Origin of the sequence: Variovorax sp. W1I1 (genome assembly GCF_030815625.1) — a bacterium.
In the GTDB taxonomy this organism is placed as follows: Bacteria; Pseudomonadota; Gammaproteobacteria; order Burkholderiales; family Burkholderiaceae_C; genus Variovorax; species Variovorax paradoxus_C.
The window spans coordinates 2034361-2052299 of the sequence record NZ_JAUSWZ010000001.1; the positions used below are offsets into that span (position 1 = coordinate 2034361).

The following is a 17939-nucleotide window of genomic DNA, read 5'->3' on the forward strand; positions in this document are numbered from 1 at the left end:
ATGGCCGACGCCAGTTCGCTCGACGCCTTGGTCGATGCGCTGCGCCGCCTGCCCGGCGTCGGCGTGAAGTCGGCTTCGCGCATGGCGTTTCATTTGCTGCAGCACGACCGCGACGGTGCCCAGTTGCTGTCGCGCGCCTTGCAGCAGGCGGCGGGCAACGTGCGGCACTGCGAGCTCTGCAACACCTTCACGGAAGCGCCGATCTGCAGCGTGTGCATGGACTCGCGCCGCGATGGGACCAAGCTCTGCGTGGTCGAGACGCCTGCCGACCAAGCCGCGCTGGAGCGCACCGGCGCCTTCCGCGGCTATTACTTCGTGCTGATGGGCAAGCTCAGTCCGCTAGACGGCATCGGGCCGAAGGACATCGGCCTGCAGAAGCTGTTCGACCGCGCACTCGACGGCACGGTGAGCGAAGTCATCCTCGCCACCAACTTCACCGCCGAGGGCGAGGCGACCGCGCATGTGATCGGGGAAGCGCTCAAGCAGCGCGGCCTCACAGTGACGCGTCTTGCGCGCGGCGTGCCGGCCGGCAGCGAGCTCGAGTACGTGGACCTCGGCACCATCGCGCACGCATTGGTCGACCGTCGATAGCGCATGACCCTTTCCCTGCTCACCATCGCCTACTGGTGCGTGTTTTGCGCCTGCGGCCTGCCGTACCTCGCGGCATGGATCGCGAAGGCCGGCGCCTTCGGCCCGCGCGACAACGTGCATCCGCGCGAATGGGCCGCGAAGCAAAGCGGCTGGCGTGCACGCGCCAACAGTGCGCAGGCCAACACCTTCGAAGGGCTGCCGTTCTTCATCGGCGCAGTGATCATTGCGCACCAGCTCGGCGCCAACCAGGCGCGGCTGGACATGCTGGCCGCGGCCTATGTCGTCTTGCGCGTGATCTACCTTGCGATCTACATCAAGGGCATCGGCGGTGTGCGCAGCGCGGTCTGGGCGCTCGCGTTTCTGGTCAACGTCGCGATTCTTTTTCTCGCCAAATAAGCTATTTGGCAGAGGCGGGGTGAAGGCCTTGGGAGGCCTTCATGCTTACGTGGAAACCCGCACGGGATGACCCCGATGCAGGCAACGGGCGCGCACCCCTAAGCTCGATTCACTTCACAAGAATCAATGAGCCCGCAGGACCGCTTCATGCTGCATCGCAGAACCCTCATTTCCGCCTCCGCCGTCGCCGCCGCAGCGATTGCGCTGCCGCGGGTTTTTGCGCAAGCCAAGCTGGAAAAGACCAAGGTCTCCATCGCGGTCGGCGGCAAGGCCGCGTTCTACTACCTGCCCCTCACCATCTCCGAGCAGCTCGGCTACTTCAAGGCCGAAGGGCTCGAGGTGGAGATTTCCGATTTCGCCGGCGGCGCGCGTGCGCTGCAGGCGGTGGTGGGCGGCTCGGCCGATGTCTGCTCGGGCGCCTACGAACACACCATCAATCTGCAGGCCAAGAACCAGTTCTTCCAGGCCTTCGTGCTGCAGGGCCGCGCACCGCAGATCGCCGTGGGCGTGTCGACCAAGAACATGGCGGGCTACACCGGCATCCAGGATCTCAAGGGGAAGAAGATCGGCGTTTCCGCGCCGGGCTCGTCGACCAACATGGTGGCCAACCTCGTGCTCTCGCGCGGCGGCCTCAAGGCGAGCGACGTGAGCTACATCGGCGTGGGCGTCGCGGCCGGTGCGCTCACCGCGCTGCGCTCGGGCCAGATCGACGCCATCAGCAACACCGACCCGGTGATGACGATGCTCGAGCAGAAGGGCGACGTGAAGATCATCAGCGACACCCGCACGCTCAAGGGCACGCAGCAGGTGTTCGGCGGGCCGATGCCCGCGGCCTGCCTCTACGCGCCGATCGATTTCATCCAGAAGAACCCCAACACCTGCCAGGCGCTGGCCAATGCCATCGTTCATGGCCTGAAGTGGCTGCAGACGGCGGGGCCGGGCGACATCATCAAGACGGTGCCCGAGACCTATTTGCTCGGCGACCGGGCGCTGTACCTCGCGTCTTTCGACAAGGTGCGCGAATCGATCGCCACCGATGGCCTCGTGCCGGCCGACGGACCGAAGACGGCCCTCACGGCCATCGCGAGCTTCGACACTGCGGTGAAGGCTGACAAGATCGACCTCATCAAGACCTACACCAACGATTTTGCTAGGCGCGCGAAGGACAGGTTCAAAGCCTGACTCCGAACGTCCCCGCGACCCGGCCTTGGCCGGGTTTTTTAATCCTGCAGACATGTCCGACCACGCACTCGAACTCCTCTCCATCAGTTGCACCTTCCACTCGAAGGACGACCCGGGCCAGCGCTACACCGCGGTCGCCGACACCACGCTGCGCATCAAGGCCGGCGAGTTCGTCTCGGTGGTCGGGCCTACGGGATGCGGCAAGTCGACGCTGCTGAACGTGGGCGCGGGGCTGCTCGAACCGTCGTCGGGCACGGTCAAGGTGTTCGGCGAGACGCTTGCGGGCGTCAATGCACGCGCGGGCTACATGTTCCAGACCGAGGCGCTGATGCCGTGGCGCAGCGCTGTTGCCAACGTGATGGTGGGGCTGCAGTACCGCGGCGTGTCCGATGCCGATGCGCGTGAGCAGGCCGAGGCGTGGCTCTCGCGCGTGGGGCTCTCGGGCTTCGGCGATCGCTATCCGCACCAGCTTTCCGGCGGCATGCGCAAGCGCGTGGCGCTGGCGCAGACGCTGGTGCTCGACCCCGACATCATCCTCATGGACGAGCCCTTCAGCGCACTCGACATCCAGACGCGCCAGTTGATGGAGAACGAAGTGCTCGAGATCTGGAGCGCGAAGAAGAAGGCGGTGCTCTTCATCACGCACGACCTGGACGAAGCCATCGCGATGAGCGACCGCGTGGTGGTGCTGTCGGCTGGTCCGGCCACGCATCCCATCGGCGAGTTCGACATCGACCTGGCCCGCCCGCGCGACGTGGCCGAGGTGCGCATGCAGCCGCGCTTCGTCGAACTGCACACGCAGATCTGGGAGGTGCTGCGCGACGAAGTGCTCAAGGGCTACGCGCAGCAACTGAGGAAAGCCGCATGATCCCGCGCCTGAACGAACGCAATGCGCGCTTCTGGCAGCTGGTGCTGCTGGTGCTCATCCTGGTGGGCTGGCATGTGGCGTCGCGCAACCAGCAGTTCGCCTTTTTCGTCGGCGAGCCGATCCAGGTGGCGGGCCGCATCTGGAGCTGGTTCCTGCCGTTCGAGGTGCCGCCGAACCTGCTGTTTCCCGAGGGGCTGAAGGGCAACGCCGACATCTACCGGCACCTGGGCACCACGCTCTTGGAGACGGTGCTGGCCTTCGGCATCGGCACCGTGATGGGGCTGGCGTGCGGGCTCTGGCTTGCGCTCGCGCCCACCGCGAGCCTGATCCTCGATCCGTACATCAAGGCCGCCAACTCGATGCCGCGCGTGATCCTCGCGCCGATCTTCGCGCTGTGGTTCGGCCTCGGCATCTGGAGCAAGGTGGCGCTGGCGGTCACGCTGGTGTTCTTCATCGTGTTCTTCAACGTCTACCAGGGCGTGCGCGAGGTGAGCCCCGTGGTGCTGGCCAACGCGAAGATGCTGGGCGCCAACCAGCGGCAGTTGCTGCGCACCGTCTACCTGCCGAGCGCGACGAGCTGGGTGTTCTCCAGCCTGCACACCTCGGTGGGCCTGGCCTTCGTGGGCGCGGTGGTGGGGGAGTACCTGGGCTCGGCGCGCGGCGTGGGGTACCTGATTCTTCAGGCCGAGGGCACCTTCGACGTCAACACCGTCTTTGCCGGCATCGTGGTGCTCACCGCCTTTGCGCTGGCGCTCGACGGCCTCGTGGGAATGATCGAGAAGCGCCTCATGAAATGGCAGCCGCGCAGCGGCGAGACCGAGAAGCTCTGAAGCGCGCGGCCGCACAGCCGCGCCGGGACTCAGGCACCCTTGCCGTGGGCTTCCGTGTTCACCTGCACCAGCGCGCGGCCCGCGAAGATGCCGCCCGCCATCTCCAGCACGACGCGCTCCGCATCGCGCCGCCGCAGTTCGCCGATGACCTCGTCGGCCTCCGTGCTGGAGGCGCCGAGTGCCAGCACACCCTGGCGGCCGAAGACCATCGCCGATTCGAAGGTTTCGCGGATCTGGAACTCGACGTCGAGCTTGCCGATCTCCAGCATGTGCTCGCGGTCGTAGGAGCGGACCAGCAACTGCGCATGCGGGAACTCGGCCTTCAGCAGCTCGACGATGCGCGTGGTCGCGGCCTTGTCGTCCACGCAGACCATGACGACCCGCGCGCTGTGCGCACCGGCGGCATGCAGCACGTCGGCGCGTGAGCCGTCGCCGTAATACACCTTGAAGCCGAATTCGGCGGCGTCGCGGATGACCTGGGTGTCGGTGTCGATGATCGAGATCGAGGCGCCGCGCGCGAGCGCGCCCTGGATCGCGATCTGGCCGAAACGGCCGAAGCCGATGACCAGCACGTTGCCGGCCAGCCCCTCGGCCTTCTCGACGCCCTCCATCGAGGCGGCCGAGGCCGGCGCGAAGCGGCGGTGCGCGAGCACTGCGAGCGGCGTGAGCGCCATCGACAGCACCACCACCGCGGTCATGTTGGCGTTGACCGTCGGGCTGATCACCTTGGCGCCCAGCGCGGCGGAAAACAGCACGAACGCGAACTCGCCGCCCTGCGCCATCAGCACCGCGCGGTCGAGCGCGTCGGCGGGCGAGCTCTTGGCGAGCCGCGCCACGCCGTAGATGCACAGCGCCTTCACCACCATCATCGACACCACGCCGGCCACGATGAGCTGCCAGTTCTGCGCCACCACCGCGAGGTCGAGCGACATGCCCACGCCGATGAAGAACAGGCCCAGCAGCAGGCCGCGGAAGGGTTCGACGTCGGCCTCGAGCTGGTGGCGGAAGGTCGATTCCGACAGCAGCACGCCCGCGAGGAACGCGCCCATGGCCATCGACAGCCCACCCAGCTGCATCAGCAGTGCGGCGCCCAGCACCACCAGCAGCGCCGCGGCCGTCATGACCTCGCGCGCCTTGGAGTTGGCCAGGATGCGGAACAACGGATTGAGCAGCCACACGCCCGCAGCCACCAGCGCGGCAAGCGCGCCCGCGGCGATGCCGACACCGATCCAGCGCGAGGGCGCGACGGCCTGCTGCGCCGCATCCACTGGCGCGATGAAGGCGACGATGGCCAGGAGTGGCACGATCAAGAGGTCTTCGAAGAGCAGGACAGCGACGATCTTCTGCCCGCGCGGTGCGGCGATGTCGCCGCGTTCGCCGAGCAGCTGCATCACGATGGCGGTGGAGGTGAGCACGAAGCCCATCGCGCAGACGAACGACACGGCCAGCGGAAAGCCGAAGGCCATGCCGACGCCGGTGAGCAGGATGCCGCACACCACCACCTGCAGGCTGCCGAGGCCGAAGATGTCGCGGCGCATGCTCCAGAGGTGCGAGGGCCGCATCTCCAGCCCGATCACGAACAGGAACATCACCACGCCGAGTTCGGCGGTGTGAAGGATCGTCTGCGGATCGGTGAAAAGCCCAAAGCCGAACGGGCCGATGGCCAGCCCCGCGGCCAGGTAACCCAGGACCGAGCCGAGGCCCAGCCGCTTGAAAAGGGGAACGGCGACGACCGCGGCTCCCAACAGCGTGACGACCTTGACGAGATCGCCCGCGCTTCCTTCAACAGCCATGGCATGGCCCTCCCTTTTGTTGTGTTCCGGCGCTGCCCGCCGGTGGGAGGCAGCGCTTCCTCAGCGCCTTTTTTTTGCGCTTTCTCAGCGCTTCTTTTTCGACGGCGTGCCGCCGCGCTTCTCGCGCACGACCTGCTTGCCGGCCGGCACCTTCACGACGTTCTTGCCGCGGGCCGTGTTGGCTTGAGCAGGTGCGCTGCTGCGCTTCGAGGACGCCGCGGCATGGCCGCGCGCCACCGCCACGCCGGCGCCGACCCGAGCGGCCGGTGCCGCGCGCACCGGCAGGTACACCACGACGCTGTAGCCGCGCTTGAATGCGTGGTTGGGCTTCACGTCGTTCCACTCGGCCACGTTGGAGGGCGCGAGCTTGTAGCGGCGGGCGATGGTCGCCACGCTGTCGTTGCGGCCGGCCTTCACGGTGGTGCGGCGGTTGACGATTTCGGGCTGAAAGCTCAGGTGGCCGCCATCGGCGACCACGGCAGCCACGTCTTCCTTCACGCGGGCGCCGCGCGGCACGATGAGCGTGGAGCCTGCCTTGATGAGCATGCGCGGCGGCACGTTGTTCATCGCGCGCAGGTCGCTCTCGCTCATGCCCGAGCGCTGGGCGGCGTCGGCCACCGTCATGGTGTTGGGCACGACCCAGGCGGTCCAGCTCGCGTACTGGCCTTGCGAGTAGGCGTCGAAGTTGCGCTGGAACACGGCCGCGTTGTCCCAGGGCAGCAGGATCTGCGGCGTGCCCGCGGCGATCAGCACCGGCTTGTGCGCGGCGGGGTTGAGCGCACGGAAGTCTTCGATGCGCACGTCGGCCAGCTTGGCCGCCAGTTCGACGTCGAGGTCGCGGGTGAGCGTGACGGTCTGGAAGTACGGGTGGTTGGCGATCAGCGGCAGCTCGGCGTTGAAGGCCTGCGGATTGGCCACGATGTTCTTCACCGCCTGCAGCTTGGGCACGTACAGCCGCGTCTCGGCCGGCATGTTGAGGTCGCTGTAGGTGGTGGGCAATCCGGCGCGCTGGTTCTTGGCGATGGCGCGGCTCACGCTGCCTTCGCCCCAGTTGTAGGCGGCCAGTGCGAGCTGCCAGTCGCCGAACATGCCGTAGAGCTTCTGCAGGTAGTCGAGCGCGGCGCGGGTGGAGGCCAGCACGTCGCGGCGGTCGTCGCGGAAGATGTTCTGCTTCAGGTCGAAGTCGGTGCCGGTGGCCGGCATGAACTGCCACATGCCCGCGGCGCGTGCACTGGAGACGGCCTGCGGGTTGAACGCGCTCTCGATGTACGGCAGCAGCGCGAGTTCGGTCGGCATGTTGCGCCGCTCGAGTTCCTCGACGATGTGGAACATGTACTTGTTCGAGCGCTCGGTCATGCGCTGGATGTAGTCGGGCCGGCTGGCGTACCACTGCTCGCGGTCGCGCACCAAGTCGCTCTCGAGGTTGGGCATCTTGAAGCCGCGACGGATGCGGTCCCACATGTCGGTCGGCGGAGCCAGCGTGACCACGCTCTGCGAGTGGGCCTCGCCGCTGGAGAGGGGCGAGAGGGCGTCACGCGGGTAGACGGGGGCCGCGCTGCCGGCGACCTTGGAGCCGGTGCCGCCGGCCGTGGTGCCGGTCTTGGGGGAAGTGCTGGATGAGGAGTTGTTGTCGGTCGGTGCCGCGCAGCCTGCGAGCACCAGTGAACCTGCAAGGCAGGTGGCAGCGATAAATTTCATCGGAAGTCGTTTTTCCATTGGCGCAGTGCGGCGAACACATCGGCTTCGGCCGCGTTGGCGGAAAGCTCGGCGTGCGCGCGCACCGCTCGAAGGACAGTGGCTTCGCGGCTGCGAAGAAAGGGGTTGATCAGGCGTTCGGTCGCCAACTGCGAGGGCAGCGTGGGCTGCCCCTGTGCGCGCAGGCTTTCGCAACGCGCGTTGTAGTGAGTCAGATCGGCGTTGCCCGGTTCCACCGCGCGAGCGAAACGCAGGTTAGCAAGTGTGTATTCGTGGGCACAGCACACGCGCGTGTCGTCGGGCAGTGCGGCGAGTGCGTCGAGCGAGGCCAGCATCTGCGCGGGCGTGCCTTCGAAGAGGCGACCGCAGCCGCCCGAGAAGAGCGTGTCGCCGCAAAAGAGCAATGGCTCGCGGTCTTCTGCAGCGGGAAGAAAGTAGGCGATGTGGCCGGCCGTGTGGCCCGGCACGTCGATCACTTCGAAGCGAAGGCCGAGCGCTTGGGCGATGTCGCCTTGCACGTACGGCGTGAAGGGCTCGGGGATGCGTTCGCGGGCGGGACCGTGCACCGGCGCGCCCGTGGCGGCATGCAGTGCGGCCACGCCGCCCGTGTGATCGGCGTGGTGGTGCGTGACTAGAATCGCGGCCAGCTGCAGCTTGTGGTGCGCCAGCGCATCGAACACCGGTTGGGCGTCGCCCGGATCCACGACGATGGCGCTGGACCCGTCGTGCAGCATCCAGATGTAGTTGTCAGCGAAGGCGGGCAGCGGAACGAGGGTCATGAGCGGTCAAATTATAGGTTTGCAGGATTGGTTCGCGACCCCCCCGGGACGCTACCTCCTCGCGTGGGAGCAGGCCCAGTTCGACCAGGCGGTGGCCGATGTGTTCGGCTATCACGCGCTGCAACTGGGCGCACCCGAAGTCGAGGGCCTGCGCACCAACCGCATGCCGCACCGCTGGCTGGCGCTGAGCGATCCGATGCGCCCGGCCAAGGCCACGCTGCTGACCGACTTCACGGCGCTGCCGTTCGCGGCCAACAGCCTCGACCTCGTGGTGATGCCGCATGCGCTGGAACTCAGCCCCGATCCGCACGCCACGCTGCGCGAGGTCGAGCGGGTGCTGGTGCCCGAGGGCCGCGTGGTGATCTGCGGGCTCAATCCGGCGAGCCTCTGGGGCATGCGCCAGCGGCGCGCGCACGTGTACCGCAAGCTCGGCGTCGGCGATCTCTACCTGCCCGAAGGCGGGGAGTTCATCGGCTACTGGCGCATGCGCGACTGGCTGCGGCTCCTGAGCTTCGAGGTGGAATCGGGGCGCTTCGGCATCTACCGTCCTGCCGTGCGCAGCGACGCCTGGCTCGAGCGCTGCCGCTGGATGGACAAGGCCGGCGAGCGCTGGTGGCCGATCTTCGGCGCGGCATATTTCCTGGTGGCGGTGAAGCGGGTGCGCGGCATGCGCCTCCTGAGCGCCGACTGGCGCCGCGCCGCTGCACGCGCCACGGCGCCGGTGTCGATCGCGGGCAAGGTGCATCGACAGCAGCGGGATCAAACGGATTGAATTGAACAGAGAAACAAGGAAAAGAGAGCTTGAACGAAGTCGTGATCTACACCGATGGTGCATGCAAGGGCAACCCCGGACCCGGGGGCTGGGGCGCGTGGCTCAAGTCGGGCGCCACCGAAAAGGAACTGTTCGGCGGCGAACTCAACACCACCAACAACCGCATGGAGCTGACCGCGGTCATCGAAGGCCTCGCCGCGCTCAAGCGCCCGTGCAAGGTGCTGCTCTACCTGGACAGCCAGTACGTGCGCATGGGCATCACCGAATGGATCCGCGGCTGGAAGGCCAAGGGCTGGATGACCGCCAGCAAGCAGCCGGTGAAGAACGTCGAGCTCTGGCAGCGGCTGGACAAGCTGGTGGCCGAGGGCGGCCACACGATCGAATGGCGCTGGGTCAAGGGCCACTCGGGCGACCCCGGCAACGAACGCGCCGACATGCTCGCCAACAAGGGCGTGGACAAGGCGCTGGGGCGGATCTGAAGACGACGACGGCTTAGATCACGCCGTCGAACAGCATCACGTCGACCTCTTCGCCGGCGGCGACGTGGCCCTGGTCGTGATGCAGCACCACGAGCCCGTTGGCCTCGACCATCGAGCTCAGCACGCCCGAACCCTGGTTGCCCGCGACGCGGACCTCGGGCAATGAGCCCGCCACGGCCTTCACGAACCCCCGCTGGTATTCGGTGCGCCCGGGCTTCTTGCGGATCGGCCCGGCACTGCGTGCGCGCAGCAGCGGCGGAGGTGCCGAGGACGCATCGTGGCAGCCCATCATCCGCAGCAACGCAGGCCGCACAAAGGCGAGAAAAGTGACCATCACGGCCACTGGATTGCCGGGCAGGCCGAACAGCACGGCCGGGCCGGAGTGCTCTTCGCCCTCGCGTGGAATCAGGCCCACCGCCAGCGGCCGGCCGGGTCGCATCGCGACATGCCAGAAGGCCATCTCGCCGATCTGCTGCATCACATCGCGCGTGTGGTCTGCGGCGCCGACGCTCACGCCGCCACTGGTGACGATCGCATCGGCTTCGCGCGCGGCGCGCTTCAGTGTCGCGGCCAGCGTGACGGGATCGTCGTGCACGAGGCCGAGGTCGATCACCTCGCAGCCCAGCCGCGTGAGCAAGCCGAACACGGTGTAGCGGTTGCTGTCGTACACCGCGCCTTCGCGGGGCGGCTCGCCGATGCAGAGGATCTCGTCGCCGGTCGAGAAGTAGGCGACGCGCAACTTTCGCAGTGCCGGCACGCCGGGCAGGCCGAGGCTCGCGACCATGCCAAGCGCGGCCGGCGAGAGACGTTCGCCGCGTTTGAGGGCAGGCTGGCCTTTCATGAGGTCTTCGCCCGCGAAGCGGCGGTTGTCGCCGCGGCGCAGCACGCGGTCGGGAAAACTCACCACGTCGCCCTCGACCTGGCAGAACTCCTGCGGGATCACGGTGTCGAGGCCGGCCGGCATCATCGCGCCGGTCATGATGCGCACCGCATCGCCCGGGGCCAGCGCGCCGCGCCAGGTCGCACCTGCGAGCGCGGTGCCCACCACGCGCAGCTTGATGGAATGGTCCGCGGGGGCGTCGGTCGGAAGGATCGCGCCATCGAACGCGTAGCCGTCCATCGCCGAGTTGTCGTGCGGCGGCACGCTCACGGGCGAGATGAGGTCTTCGGCCAGCACGCGGCCCAGCGCCTCGCGCAGGGACACGCTCTCGCGCTGCGTGACGACGAGGGGCGCCACCAGTTGGGCCAGCGAGGCCTGGACCGCATCGACGCTCAGCGCGTCCGTGTCATGGCGAGGGAGGGCTGCAGCGATGTCGGCAAGGCTGCTCATCGATTTTCGAGGGCTTGCAATTCGGCGAGCGTGTTGGCGTTGAAGAAGGCGTCGGGTGCATCGCCGGGCCGGTCGAAAGGAACGAACACGGTGCGGTGTTGCGCGGTCCACGCCTGGACTTTGCGGCCGCCGCCTTCGGTGAAGCGCATCAGGCTTTCGTGCAGATGGGTGCGCAGCAAGCAGAACACGGGCTGCGGGCGCAGCACGGGCGCTGCACCGCCTTCGGTATCGGGGGCGGTGACCATCGCGATCTCGGCGTTGTCGGCTTCCAGGGCTTCGGCCAAGCGCGCCGCCAGGTCGGTCGGAAAGCGTGGTGTGTCGCAAGGCACGGTGAGCAGGAAAGGCGTCTCGCAATTCTCGAAACCCGTGAGGAAGCCCGCGAGCGGCCCCGGGTAGTCCGCAAGGCTGTCGGTCAATACCGGAACGCCGAAGGCTTCGTAAGCCGCCAGGTTGCGGTTGGCATTGATCAGCATCTGGCCGACCTGCGCGCCCAGGCGCAGCACCGCATGGAGGGCGAGCGGCACGCCGTTGAAGTTCTGCAGGCCCTTGTCGACCCCGCCCATGCGGGAGCCGCGTCCGCCGGCCAGCAGCAAGCCGGTGATGTCGGCGGGCGTGATGGCGGGGTGCGCAGGCATGGCGGCGGGCCCCGTCATCCGCCGATGTAGCTCATCTCGACGCGGCGCGGCGCCTTGTCGGTTGCATCGCCGTGATCGGTGCTGTCGGGGCCGCGCAGGGCGCGCAGCTCGGAATAGCGGTCGGCCCGGCCCTGCCAGATGTGGCCGATGGCGGAGCTGATGTCATCGTCGCTGGCAGTGCCGCGCAGCAGCGGACGCAGGTCGTGGCCGGCGCTGGCGAAGAGGCAGAGGTACAGCTTGCCCTCGGTCGACAGGCGCGCGCGACTGCAGTCGTGGCAGAAGGCCTGGGTCACGCTGCTGATCACGCCGACTTCGCCGCCGCCGTCGGCATACGCCCAGCGCTGGGCAGTTTCGCCGGGGGTCGTGGCTTCGAGCGGCACCAGCGGGAATTCGCCGGCGATGCGCGCAATGACATCGGCCGAGGGCAGCACCTCGTCCATGCGCCAGCCGTTGGTGGCGCCCACGTCCATGTATTCGATGAATCGCAGCACCACGCTGCCGCCATGGTGCTCGCGGAAGTAGCGCGCCATCGGCAGGATTTCCTGCTCGTTGGTGCCGCGCTTGACCACCATGTTGACCTTGATGGGGCCGAGGCCCGCGGCCCGGGCTGCGTCGATGCCGGCCAGCACGTCGGCCACCGGGAAATCGACGTCGTTCATGTGGCGGAAGACGGCGTCGTCCAGGCTGTCCAGGCTCACCGTCACGCGCTGCAGGCCGGCGGCCTTGAGCGCGGCGGCCTTGCGGGCGAGGAGGGAGCCGTTGGTGGTGAGGGTGAGCTCCAGCGGTGCGCCGTCGGGCGTGCGGATTTCGGCCAGTTGCTCGATCAGCGCCTCGATGTTCTTGCGCAGCAGCGGCTCGCCGCCGGTGAGCCGGATCTTGCGCACGCCGTGCGCGGCGAACAGTCGGGCCAGGCGCGTCATTTCCTCGAAGCTCAGGAGCGCGCTGTGCGGCAGGTACTTGTAGTCCTTGTCGAACACGTCCTTGGGCATGCAGTAGCTGCAGCGGAAGTTGCAGCGGTCGGTCACGCTGATGCGCAGGTCGGTGAGCGGGCGGCCCAGGCGGTCGTGCAGCAGTCCGGTGGCGGGCACGGCGATGTCCGGCACGGCCACGGCGGGTGGCGTGCGGCCGATCCGGGAGATCGGGATGACGGTGCTGTGGCTGCTGCTGTTCTTCATGGCTGGGTGGGGAGCCCCCGATTTTGCGCCAGGCCTCAAGGGCCCGTTGGACGCAGGCTACTTGATCACCGCCGCATAAATCATGTCCCGGGTCAATGTTCTGTAATGTGTCCGGTATTTCGGCGACTGCAGCATCAGCACGACGAACATCTCGTTTTTCGGGTCCACCCACATGTAGGTGCCGCCCGCGCCGCCCCAGTTGTATTCGCCGCCGGCCGAGGGGTAGGGCGCCTCGCCGTCGTTGCGGCGCACCGCGAAGCCCAGGCCGAAACCGTAGCCCGCGCCCGGCAGGTAGAGCGGGCCGGGCACGATGCCGGCGCCCGCGTTGGAATGGTCGGCTGTCATCAGCGCGATGGTGCGCGGACCCAGGTAGCGCTTGCCGTCGAGCGAGCCGCCGCTCAGGAGCATCTGCAGGAAACGCGCGTAGTCGCCGGCCGTCGAGACCAACCCGCCGCCGCCCGACTCGAGCTTGCGCACGATGCGCGGATCGTTCAGGTCGGCGCCCACGCCGAAGCTGCGGTCGGTGGGCAGTGGTTCGGCAATGCGCGGCTGGCGCGCCGGCTCGGGCACGTAGTAGGTGGTGTCTTTCATGCCCAACGGATCGAAGAGGCGCGCCTTCTCGAACTGGTAGAGCGACTGTCCCGAGACCACCTCGATCACCCGGCCGAGGATGTCGGTCGACTGGCTGTAGTCCCAGGTGGTGCCCGGCTGGTAGGCCAGCGGCAGCTTGGCCAGGCGCTGCGAGAACTCGGCGTTGGTCGGATCGTTGGCGCCCAGGCCCGCCGCGTTGTAGGCCTGCTTGACCAGCCCCGGCCCGAAGAAGCCGTAGGTCAGGCCCGAGGTGTGGCGCATCAGGTCCTGCACCGTGATCGGCTTGCGCGCGGGCACCGTTTCGAGCACCGGCTTGCCGTCGGCACCAGGCTTCTCGACGCCCACGGTCATGCTGGCGTATTCGGGCAGGTACGTCGAGATCGGGTCGTCGAGCTTCAGGCGCCCGTCTTCCACCAGCATCATCGCGGCCACCGAAGTGATGGGCTTGCTCATCGAATAGATGCGGAAGATGCCGTCGCGCTGCATCGGCGTGCCCGCGGCCGCATCGAGCTTGCCGACCGGCTCGAACCAGGCCACCTTGCCCTGGCGGGCCACCAGCAGCACCGCACCGGGGATCTTGCCGGCGGCCACGTCGGCCTTGAGCACGTCGGTGAGCATCTGCAGGCGCTCGGTGGAAAGGCCGACGCGCTCCGGAGAGGCGGTCGGCAGCGACTGCGCGGCCGCCAGGAGCGGCATCGCGAGGCCGAGGCCGAGCACGGCCGTGCGCAGGGTGCGCTTGAAAAAATCCATGGTGTTGTCTCCGTCCTTTTGTTGTTGATGAAAGGCTGGTGCGACGGTCTTGGCGCCGTCTGGGAATCTTGTTTTGCGGGGCTGGCTAGCCGCGGCAGAGCTTCAGGTTCGTGCGGGTCGCGCGGACCACCGGCAGGATGTCGTCGGCGTCGGCGGGCGGGTAGTTGTCCCGCACGCCCTGGTCGGTCCGGGCGGCGTCTTCGGCCAGCGGCTCCAGCGTCTTGAGGCAGGCGGCGCGGTCGCCGAGCTTGAACTGCGTGATCGCCAGGTCGTTGCGGATGCGGCCCGTGCTGATCCAGTCGAGCGTCTTGCCGCAATCGCCGAGCACGGGGGCGAGGGTGGCCAGGGCGGCGGTGTAGTCCTTGGCGTCGTACTGGCGCTTGAAGGTCTTGCGGGTGGCGGCCACCGCCTTGTCGGCGCAGGCCGGCGTCGGCTTGATGAAGGTGCCCTCGAAGGAGGCGCGCATGCCGCAGCTCTGGCGGCAGTCGTCGGAACCGTTCGTGCTGACCTCGACGTTGCCATCCTTGAGCGTGAAGCTCACCACGCAGCCGGTGTCGTCGATCTTGGCCTTGCCGCGCGCGATGGTGCCGTCGAGCGTGCACATGTGGGCATTCGAGCCGACCGTGGTGATGTTGAAGCGTCCGTTCGGCTTGACCTGCAGCGAGCCGCCGCCGCCTTCGTAGATGTAATCGCCGGCCGGCGGGGTGGCCAGTTGGGCGCTGGCGAGGCCCGCGCCGAAGAGCAGCAGCAGGAAGGTCGGCACGAGGGGCAGGGCGCGGTGCAGTTTCATCGGTGCAAAGCCTTTCGAAGGACGCGGGGCAGTGTATCGGGCTCGTCGCGGCAGGTACCCGACTTGGCTTGTTTGCAGCATGTCGCGAGGCGATGTCTTGACGTCGCCAATGCGAATTACTATCATCTGGGCGCCTGAGTACGCACATGTCGACAACGCAAAAGGCTCTTTCAACCAAGGAGCTTTCGACCGTGCCGTACACCCTGCCAGCCTTGCCCTATGCCTTCGATGCGCTCGAACCGCACCTCGACGCGCAGACGATGGAAATCCATCATGGCAAGCACCACCAGACCTATGTGAACAACCTCAATGCGGCCGTCAAGGACACGCCGCACGAAGGCACGCCGGTCGAGCAACTGATCGTCGACATCGAGCAATTGCCCGAGGCGCTGCGCGCGCCGGTGCGCAACAACGGCGGCGGGCATGCCAACCACAGCCTGTTCTGGACCGTGATGGCACCCGTCGGCCAGGGCGGCGGCGGAGCGCCCGCGGGCGATCTCGCCAAGGCCATCGACGCCGACCTGGGCGGTTTCGACGCCTTCAAGGAAGCCTTCACCAAGGCCGCGCTCACGCGCTTCGGCAGCGGCTGGGCATGGTTGACGGTCGCCAATGGCGGCAAGCTTGCGGTGGAAAGCAGCGGCAACCAGGACAGCCCGCTGATGCGCGGCATCGGCTCGGGCAACACGCCGATCCTCGGTCTGGACGTGTGGGAGCACGCCTACTACCTCAAGTACCAGAATCGCCGCCCCGAATACATCGCGGCCTTCTACAACGTCGTGAACTGGGCCGAGGTGGCCCGGCGCCATGCCGCCGCCCTCGCGGCCATTCGCGACTGAGGACATTGCCCATGAACGACGAGCCGCAACATCCGCAGGCGACATTCGCGACGGCGCGGTCGAGGCCCACACCTTCGATGCGCGAATGGGTCGGGCTGGCGATCGTCACCGCCGGCGCGCTGGCGCTGGCGTCGCAGTTCTGGCAGTTCGTGCGGTCCGACCCGGTGGTGTGGAACGCCTTGCTCGGCGGGTCGGTCGCCGCGCTGGCAACCGCGCTGGGCACGCTGCCCGTGGTGTTCTCGCAGAAGCTGCCCGAGCGGCTGCAGGACACGCTCTTCGGTTTCGGCGCCGGCGTGATGCTGGCGGCCTGCGCCTTCTCGCTGATCATTCCCGGCCTCGACGCGGCGAAGAACATCGGCGTTTTCGGCGGCGGCAGTTGGGCCGCGGGCGGCGTGATCGGCGCGGCCATCCTGCTGGGCGGCGTCGTGCTCATGGTGATGGACCGCGTGCTGCCGCACGAGCATTTCATCAAGGGGCGCGAAGGGCAGTCGGCCAAGCAACTGCGGCGCACCTGGCTCTTCGTGTTCGCGATCGCGCTGCACAACGTGCCGGAAGGCCTGGCCATCGGCGTGGGCTATGCGGGCAACAACGGGCTGCGCGCGGATGCGCTGGCCACCGGCATCGCGATCCAGGACGTGCCGGAGGGGCTGGTGGTCGCGGTGGCCTTGCTGGCGGCAGGCTACAAGCGCTGGTTCGCGGTGGTGATCGGCATGGCGTCGGGGCTGGTCGAGCCGCTGGGCGCCGTGCTGGGCGCCGCGGTCGTCGGCCACTCGGCGCTGTTGCTGCCGTGGGGACTGGGGTTCGCGGCGGGCGCGATGCTGTTCGTCATCAGCCACGAGATCATTCCGGAGTCGCATCGCAAGGGGCACGAAGCTTTTGCGACCAGCGGGCTGATGCTTGGCTTCGTGCTGATGATGTTGCTGGACACCGCGCTGGGCTGAAGCCCAGGCGGCGCCGCTCGGCGTCAGCCGTGCTTGACGGCGACTGTCTTCAGTGTCGTGAAACCGTACAGCGCCTCGAAGCCCTTTTCACGGCCGTAGCCTGACGACTTCATACCGCCGAAAGGCAGTTCGACGCCGCCACCCGCACCGTAGTTGTTGATGAACACCTGCCCGCTGCGCACGCGCCGAGCCATGCGGAACTGGCGCGAACCATCGGCGGTCCACACGCCGGCGACTAGGCCGAACTGCGTGGCGTTGGCGAGCGCAACCGCTTCGTCTTCGTCGGCGAACTGCATCGCCGCGAGCACCGGGCCGAACACTTCTTCCTGCGCAAGACGGTGGCCGACCGGAACGTCGCGCAGCAGCGTGGGTGCCTGGTAGAAGCCGGTTTCGGGTGCTTCCTCGACGACGATGCCCTGCGCCACCATCGGGATGCCGGCGTGCTGGGCGTCGCTCAAGAAGTCCCACACGCGCTGCTGCTGCGTCTGGCGGATCAGCGGACCGACGTCGAGGTCCATGGCCGCGGGGCCGACGCGCAAGGCTTCGAAGGCATGGCCCAAGCGTTCGAGCAGCGGCTCGTAAATGCTGCGCTGGATCAGCACGCGCGAGCCGGCCGAGCAGGTCTGGCCGGCGTTCTGCACGATGGCGTTGATGACGACCGGAATGGCCGCATCGAGATCGGCATCCGCAAAGATGATCTGCGGGCTCTTGCCGCCCAGCTCGAGCGTGACCGGGCAATGCCGCTCGGCCGCCACCTGCTGGATCAGCGTGCCGATCTTCGGGCTGCCGGTGAAGCTGATGTGGTCGATGCCTTCGTGCCGCGCGAGCGCGTCGCCCACCTCGTGGCCGTAGCCCGTCACGATGTTCAGCGCGCCGGCCGGAAAACCGACTTCGGCCGCCAGTTGCGCCACGCGGATCAGTGAGAGGCAGGCGTCCTCGGCCGGCTTCACCACGCACACGTTGCCCGCGGCCAGCGCACCGCCCACGCTGCGCCCGAAGATCTGCATCGGGTAGTTCCACGGAATGATGTGCCCGGTGACGCCGTGCGGCTCGCGCCAGGTGAAGACGCTGTAGCCGTCCTGGTAGGGGATGGTTTCGCCGTGCAGCTTGTCGCAGGCACCGGCGTAGAACTCGAAATAACGCACGAGCGCCACCGCATCGGCGCGCGCTTGTTTCACGGGCTTGCCGCAGTCGCGCTGCTCGATCAGCGCTAGCTCGTCGACGTGCTCGGCGATCTTCTGGGAGAGCTTGTAGAGCAGACGGCTGCGGTCGGCGGCGCTGACCTTGTGCCACACGCCCTCGAAACAGTCGCGCGCGGCGCGCACGGCGGAATCGATGTCGGCGGCGTTGCTGCGCTGGATTTCGTCGAACGGCTGGCCGTCGGAGGGGTCGATGACGGGGAGGGTGCGGCCGGAGGCGGACGGGACGTCGGCGTTGGCGATGTAGTTGAGCTGCATGGGGCGGGATTTTGCGCGAAGCACGCCGAACCCATGGCCCCGCGGCCGG

At 67.8% G+C, this 17939-nt stretch carries 18 protein-coding genes; 9 read left to right on the top strand and 9 right to left on the bottom strand.

What is annotated here, in order from left to right; all coding sequences use genetic code 11:
- The 5 genes from recR to QFZ83_RS09690 all read left to right on the top strand — a co-directional run bounded on the left by recR (position 1) and on the right by QFZ83_RS09690 (position 3867).
- Positions 1-591: a recombination mediator RecR gene (gene recR / locus QFZ83_RS09670; protein ID WP_013540938.1), complete on the top strand. Its 591-nt coding sequence runs from the start codon at positions 1-3 to the stop codon at positions 589-591.
- A gap of 3 nt (positions 592-594) precedes the next feature.
- Complete coding sequence (locus QFZ83_RS09675) at positions 595-987, top strand: MAPEG family protein (RefSeq protein ID WP_306878279.1); 393 nt, start codon at positions 595-597, stop codon at positions 985-987.
- Positions 988-1134: 147 nt separating this feature from the next.
- Positions 1135-2169 (top strand): ABC transporter substrate-binding protein, encoded by a 1035-nt coding sequence (locus QFZ83_RS09680; protein WP_307505462.1) that lies wholly within the window; start codon positions 1135-1137, stop codon positions 2167-2169.
- A 52-nt stretch (positions 2170-2221) separates the two neighbouring features.
- Positions 2222-3037 carry an ABC transporter ATP-binding protein gene (locus tag QFZ83_RS09685; protein ID WP_307505465.1) on the top strand — a complete coding sequence of 272 codons (816 nt, stop codon included), beginning with the start codon at positions 2222-2224 and terminating at the stop codon, positions 3035-3037.
- The gene (locus QFZ83_RS09690) at positions 3034-3867 is read left to right on the top strand and encodes an ABC transporter permease (protein ID WP_306878277.1); all 834 of its coding nucleotides are present in this window, start codon (positions 3034-3036) and stop codon (positions 3865-3867) included. Before QFZ83_RS09685 ends, QFZ83_RS09690 begins: the two co-directional genes overlap by 4 nt.
- A 29-nt stretch (positions 3868-3896) precedes the next feature.
- Here QFZ83_RS09690 and QFZ83_RS09695 read toward each other — a convergent pair whose 3' ends face one another.
- From QFZ83_RS09695 to gloB, 3 genes are all read right to left on the bottom strand, one after another.
- Positions 3897-5660 carry a monovalent cation:proton antiporter-2 (CPA2) family protein gene (locus QFZ83_RS09695; RefSeq protein ID WP_307505468.1) on the bottom strand — a complete coding sequence of 588 codons (1764 nt, stop codon included), beginning with the start codon at positions 5658-5660 and terminating at the stop codon, positions 3897-3899.
- Positions 5661-5744: 84 nt separating this feature from the next.
- The gene (locus QFZ83_RS09700; protein WP_306878275.1) at positions 5745-7358 is read right to left on the bottom strand and encodes a transglycosylase SLT domain-containing protein; all 1614 of its coding nucleotides are present in this window, start codon (positions 7356-7358) and stop codon (positions 5745-5747) included.
- A complete protein-coding gene (gene gloB, locus QFZ83_RS09705) occupies positions 7355-8134 on the bottom strand; it encodes a hydroxyacylglutathione hydrolase (RefSeq protein WP_307505471.1) in 780 nt (259 codons plus the stop codon). Before gloB ends, QFZ83_RS09700 begins: the two co-directional genes overlap by 4 nt.
- Between gloB and QFZ83_RS09710 the strand changes: the two genes are divergently transcribed.
- Positions 8133-8906: a class I SAM-dependent methyltransferase gene (locus tag QFZ83_RS09710; RefSeq protein WP_307505474.1), complete on the top strand. Its 774-nt coding sequence runs from the start codon at positions 8133-8135 to the stop codon at positions 8904-8906. The genes gloB and QFZ83_RS09710 overlap by 2 nt on opposite strands.
- Positions 8907-8935: 29 nt before the next feature.
- On the top strand, positions 8936-9385 hold the full coding sequence (rnhA, locus tag QFZ83_RS09715; protein ID WP_042576760.1) for a ribonuclease HI: 450 nt from the start codon (positions 8936-8938) through the stop codon (positions 9383-9385).
- Positions 9386-9398: 13 nt separating this feature from the next.
- Here the strand turns inward: rnhA and glp are convergent, their stop codons facing one another.
- From glp to QFZ83_RS09740, 5 genes are all read right to left on the bottom strand, one after another.
- A complete protein-coding gene (glp, locus tag QFZ83_RS09720; RefSeq protein WP_307505479.1) occupies positions 9399-10715 on the bottom strand; it encodes a gephyrin-like molybdotransferase Glp in 1317 nt (438 codons plus the stop codon).
- On the bottom strand, positions 10712-11350 hold the full coding sequence (gene mobA, locus QFZ83_RS09725; RefSeq protein WP_307505482.1) for a molybdenum cofactor guanylyltransferase MobA: 639 nt from the start codon (positions 11348-11350) through the stop codon (positions 10712-10714). Before mobA ends, glp begins: the two co-directional genes overlap by 4 nt.
- 14 nt (positions 11351-11364) lie before the next feature.
- Complete coding sequence (gene moaA, locus QFZ83_RS09730) at positions 11365-12525, bottom strand: GTP 3',8-cyclase MoaA (protein WP_307505484.1); 1161 nt, start codon at positions 12523-12525, stop codon at positions 11365-11367.
- A 57-nt stretch (positions 12526-12582) separates the two neighbouring features.
- Complete coding sequence (locus QFZ83_RS09735; protein ID WP_307505486.1) at positions 12583-13866, bottom strand: serine hydrolase; 1284 nt, start codon at positions 13864-13866, stop codon at positions 12583-12585.
- A gap of 85 nt (positions 13867-13951) precedes the next feature.
- Positions 13952-14656 carry a hypothetical protein gene (locus tag QFZ83_RS09740; protein WP_307505488.1) on the bottom strand — a complete coding sequence of 235 codons (705 nt, stop codon included), beginning with the start codon at positions 14654-14656 and terminating at the stop codon, positions 13952-13954.
- Between the two features lie 146 nt (positions 14657-14802).
- Between QFZ83_RS09740 and QFZ83_RS09745 the strand changes: the two genes are divergently transcribed.
- Entirely contained in the window at positions 14803-15492 is a 690-nt protein-coding gene (locus QFZ83_RS09745; RefSeq protein WP_373423449.1) for a superoxide dismutase, read from the top strand.
- A gap of 77 nt (positions 15493-15569) precedes the next feature.
- On the top strand, positions 15570-16433 hold the full coding sequence (locus QFZ83_RS09750) for a ZIP family metal transporter (RefSeq protein WP_307512675.1): 864 nt from the start codon (positions 15570-15572) through the stop codon (positions 16431-16433).
- 23 nt (positions 16434-16456) lie between these two features.
- Here the strand turns inward: QFZ83_RS09750 and QFZ83_RS09755 are convergent, their stop codons facing one another.
- Positions 16457-17890 (bottom strand): aldehyde dehydrogenase family protein, encoded by a 1434-nt coding sequence (locus tag QFZ83_RS09755; RefSeq protein WP_307505491.1) that lies wholly within the window; start codon positions 17888-17890, stop codon positions 16457-16459.
- Positions 17891-17939 lie beyond the last annotated feature (49 nt).

Coding starts and splice junctions, on each gene's coding strand:
- QFZ83_RS09750 (WP_307512675.1), top strand. CDS start 15,570: ATGCGCGAATGGGTCGGGCTGGCGATCGTCACCGCCGGCGCGCTGGCG.
- QFZ83_RS09695 (WP_307505468.1), bottom strand. CDS start 5,660: ATGGCTGTTGAAGGAAGCGCGGGCGATCTCGTCAAGGTCGTCACGCTG.
- recR (WP_013540938.1), top strand. CDS start 1: ATGGCCGACGCCAGTTCGCTCGACGCCTTGGTCGATGCGCTGCGCCGC.
- QFZ83_RS09675 (WP_306878279.1), top strand. CDS start 595: ATGACCCTTTCCCTGCTCACCATCGCCTACTGGTGCGTGTTTTGCGCC.
- QFZ83_RS09680 (WP_307505462.1), top strand. CDS start 1,135: ATGCTGCATCGCAGAACCCTCATTTCCGCCTCCGCCGTCGCCGCCGCA.
- QFZ83_RS09745 (WP_373423449.1), top strand. CDS start 14,803: ATGTCGACAACGCAAAAGGCTCTTTCAACCAAGGAGCTTTCGACCGTG.
- moaA (WP_307505484.1), bottom strand. CDS start 12,525: ATGAAGAACAGCAGCAGCCACAGCACCGTCATCCCGATCTCCCGGATC.
- QFZ83_RS09700 (WP_306878275.1), bottom strand. CDS start 7,358: ATGAAATTTATCGCTGCCACCTGCCTTGCAGGTTCACTGGTGCTCGCA.
- QFZ83_RS09685 (WP_307505465.1), top strand. CDS start 2,222: ATGTCCGACCACGCACTCGAACTCCTCTCCATCAGTTGCACCTTCCAC.
- glp (WP_307505479.1), bottom strand. CDS start 10,715: ATGAGCAGCCTTGCCGACATCGCTGCAGCCCTCCCTCGCCATGACACG.
- QFZ83_RS09755 (WP_307505491.1), bottom strand. CDS start 17,890: ATGCAGCTCAACTACATCGCCAACGCCGACGTCCCGTCCGCCTCCGGC.
- mobA (WP_307505482.1), bottom strand. CDS start 11,350: ATGCCTGCGCACCCCGCCATCACGCCCGCCGACATCACCGGCTTGCTG.
- QFZ83_RS09690 (WP_306878277.1), top strand. CDS start 3,034: ATGATCCCGCGCCTGAACGAACGCAATGCGCGCTTCTGGCAGCTGGTG.
- gloB (WP_307505471.1), bottom strand. CDS start 8,134: ATGACCCTCGTTCCGCTGCCCGCCTTCGCTGACAACTACATCTGGATG.
- QFZ83_RS09740 (WP_307505488.1), bottom strand. CDS start 14,656: ATGAAACTGCACCGCGCCCTGCCCCTCGTGCCGACCTTCCTGCTGCTG.
- QFZ83_RS09735 (WP_307505486.1), bottom strand. CDS start 13,866: ATGGATTTTTTCAAGCGCACCCTGCGCACGGCCGTGCTCGGCCTCGGC.
- QFZ83_RS09710 (WP_307505474.1), top strand. CDS start 8,133: ATGAGCGGTCAAATTATAGGTTTGCAGGATTGGTTCGCGACCCCCCCG.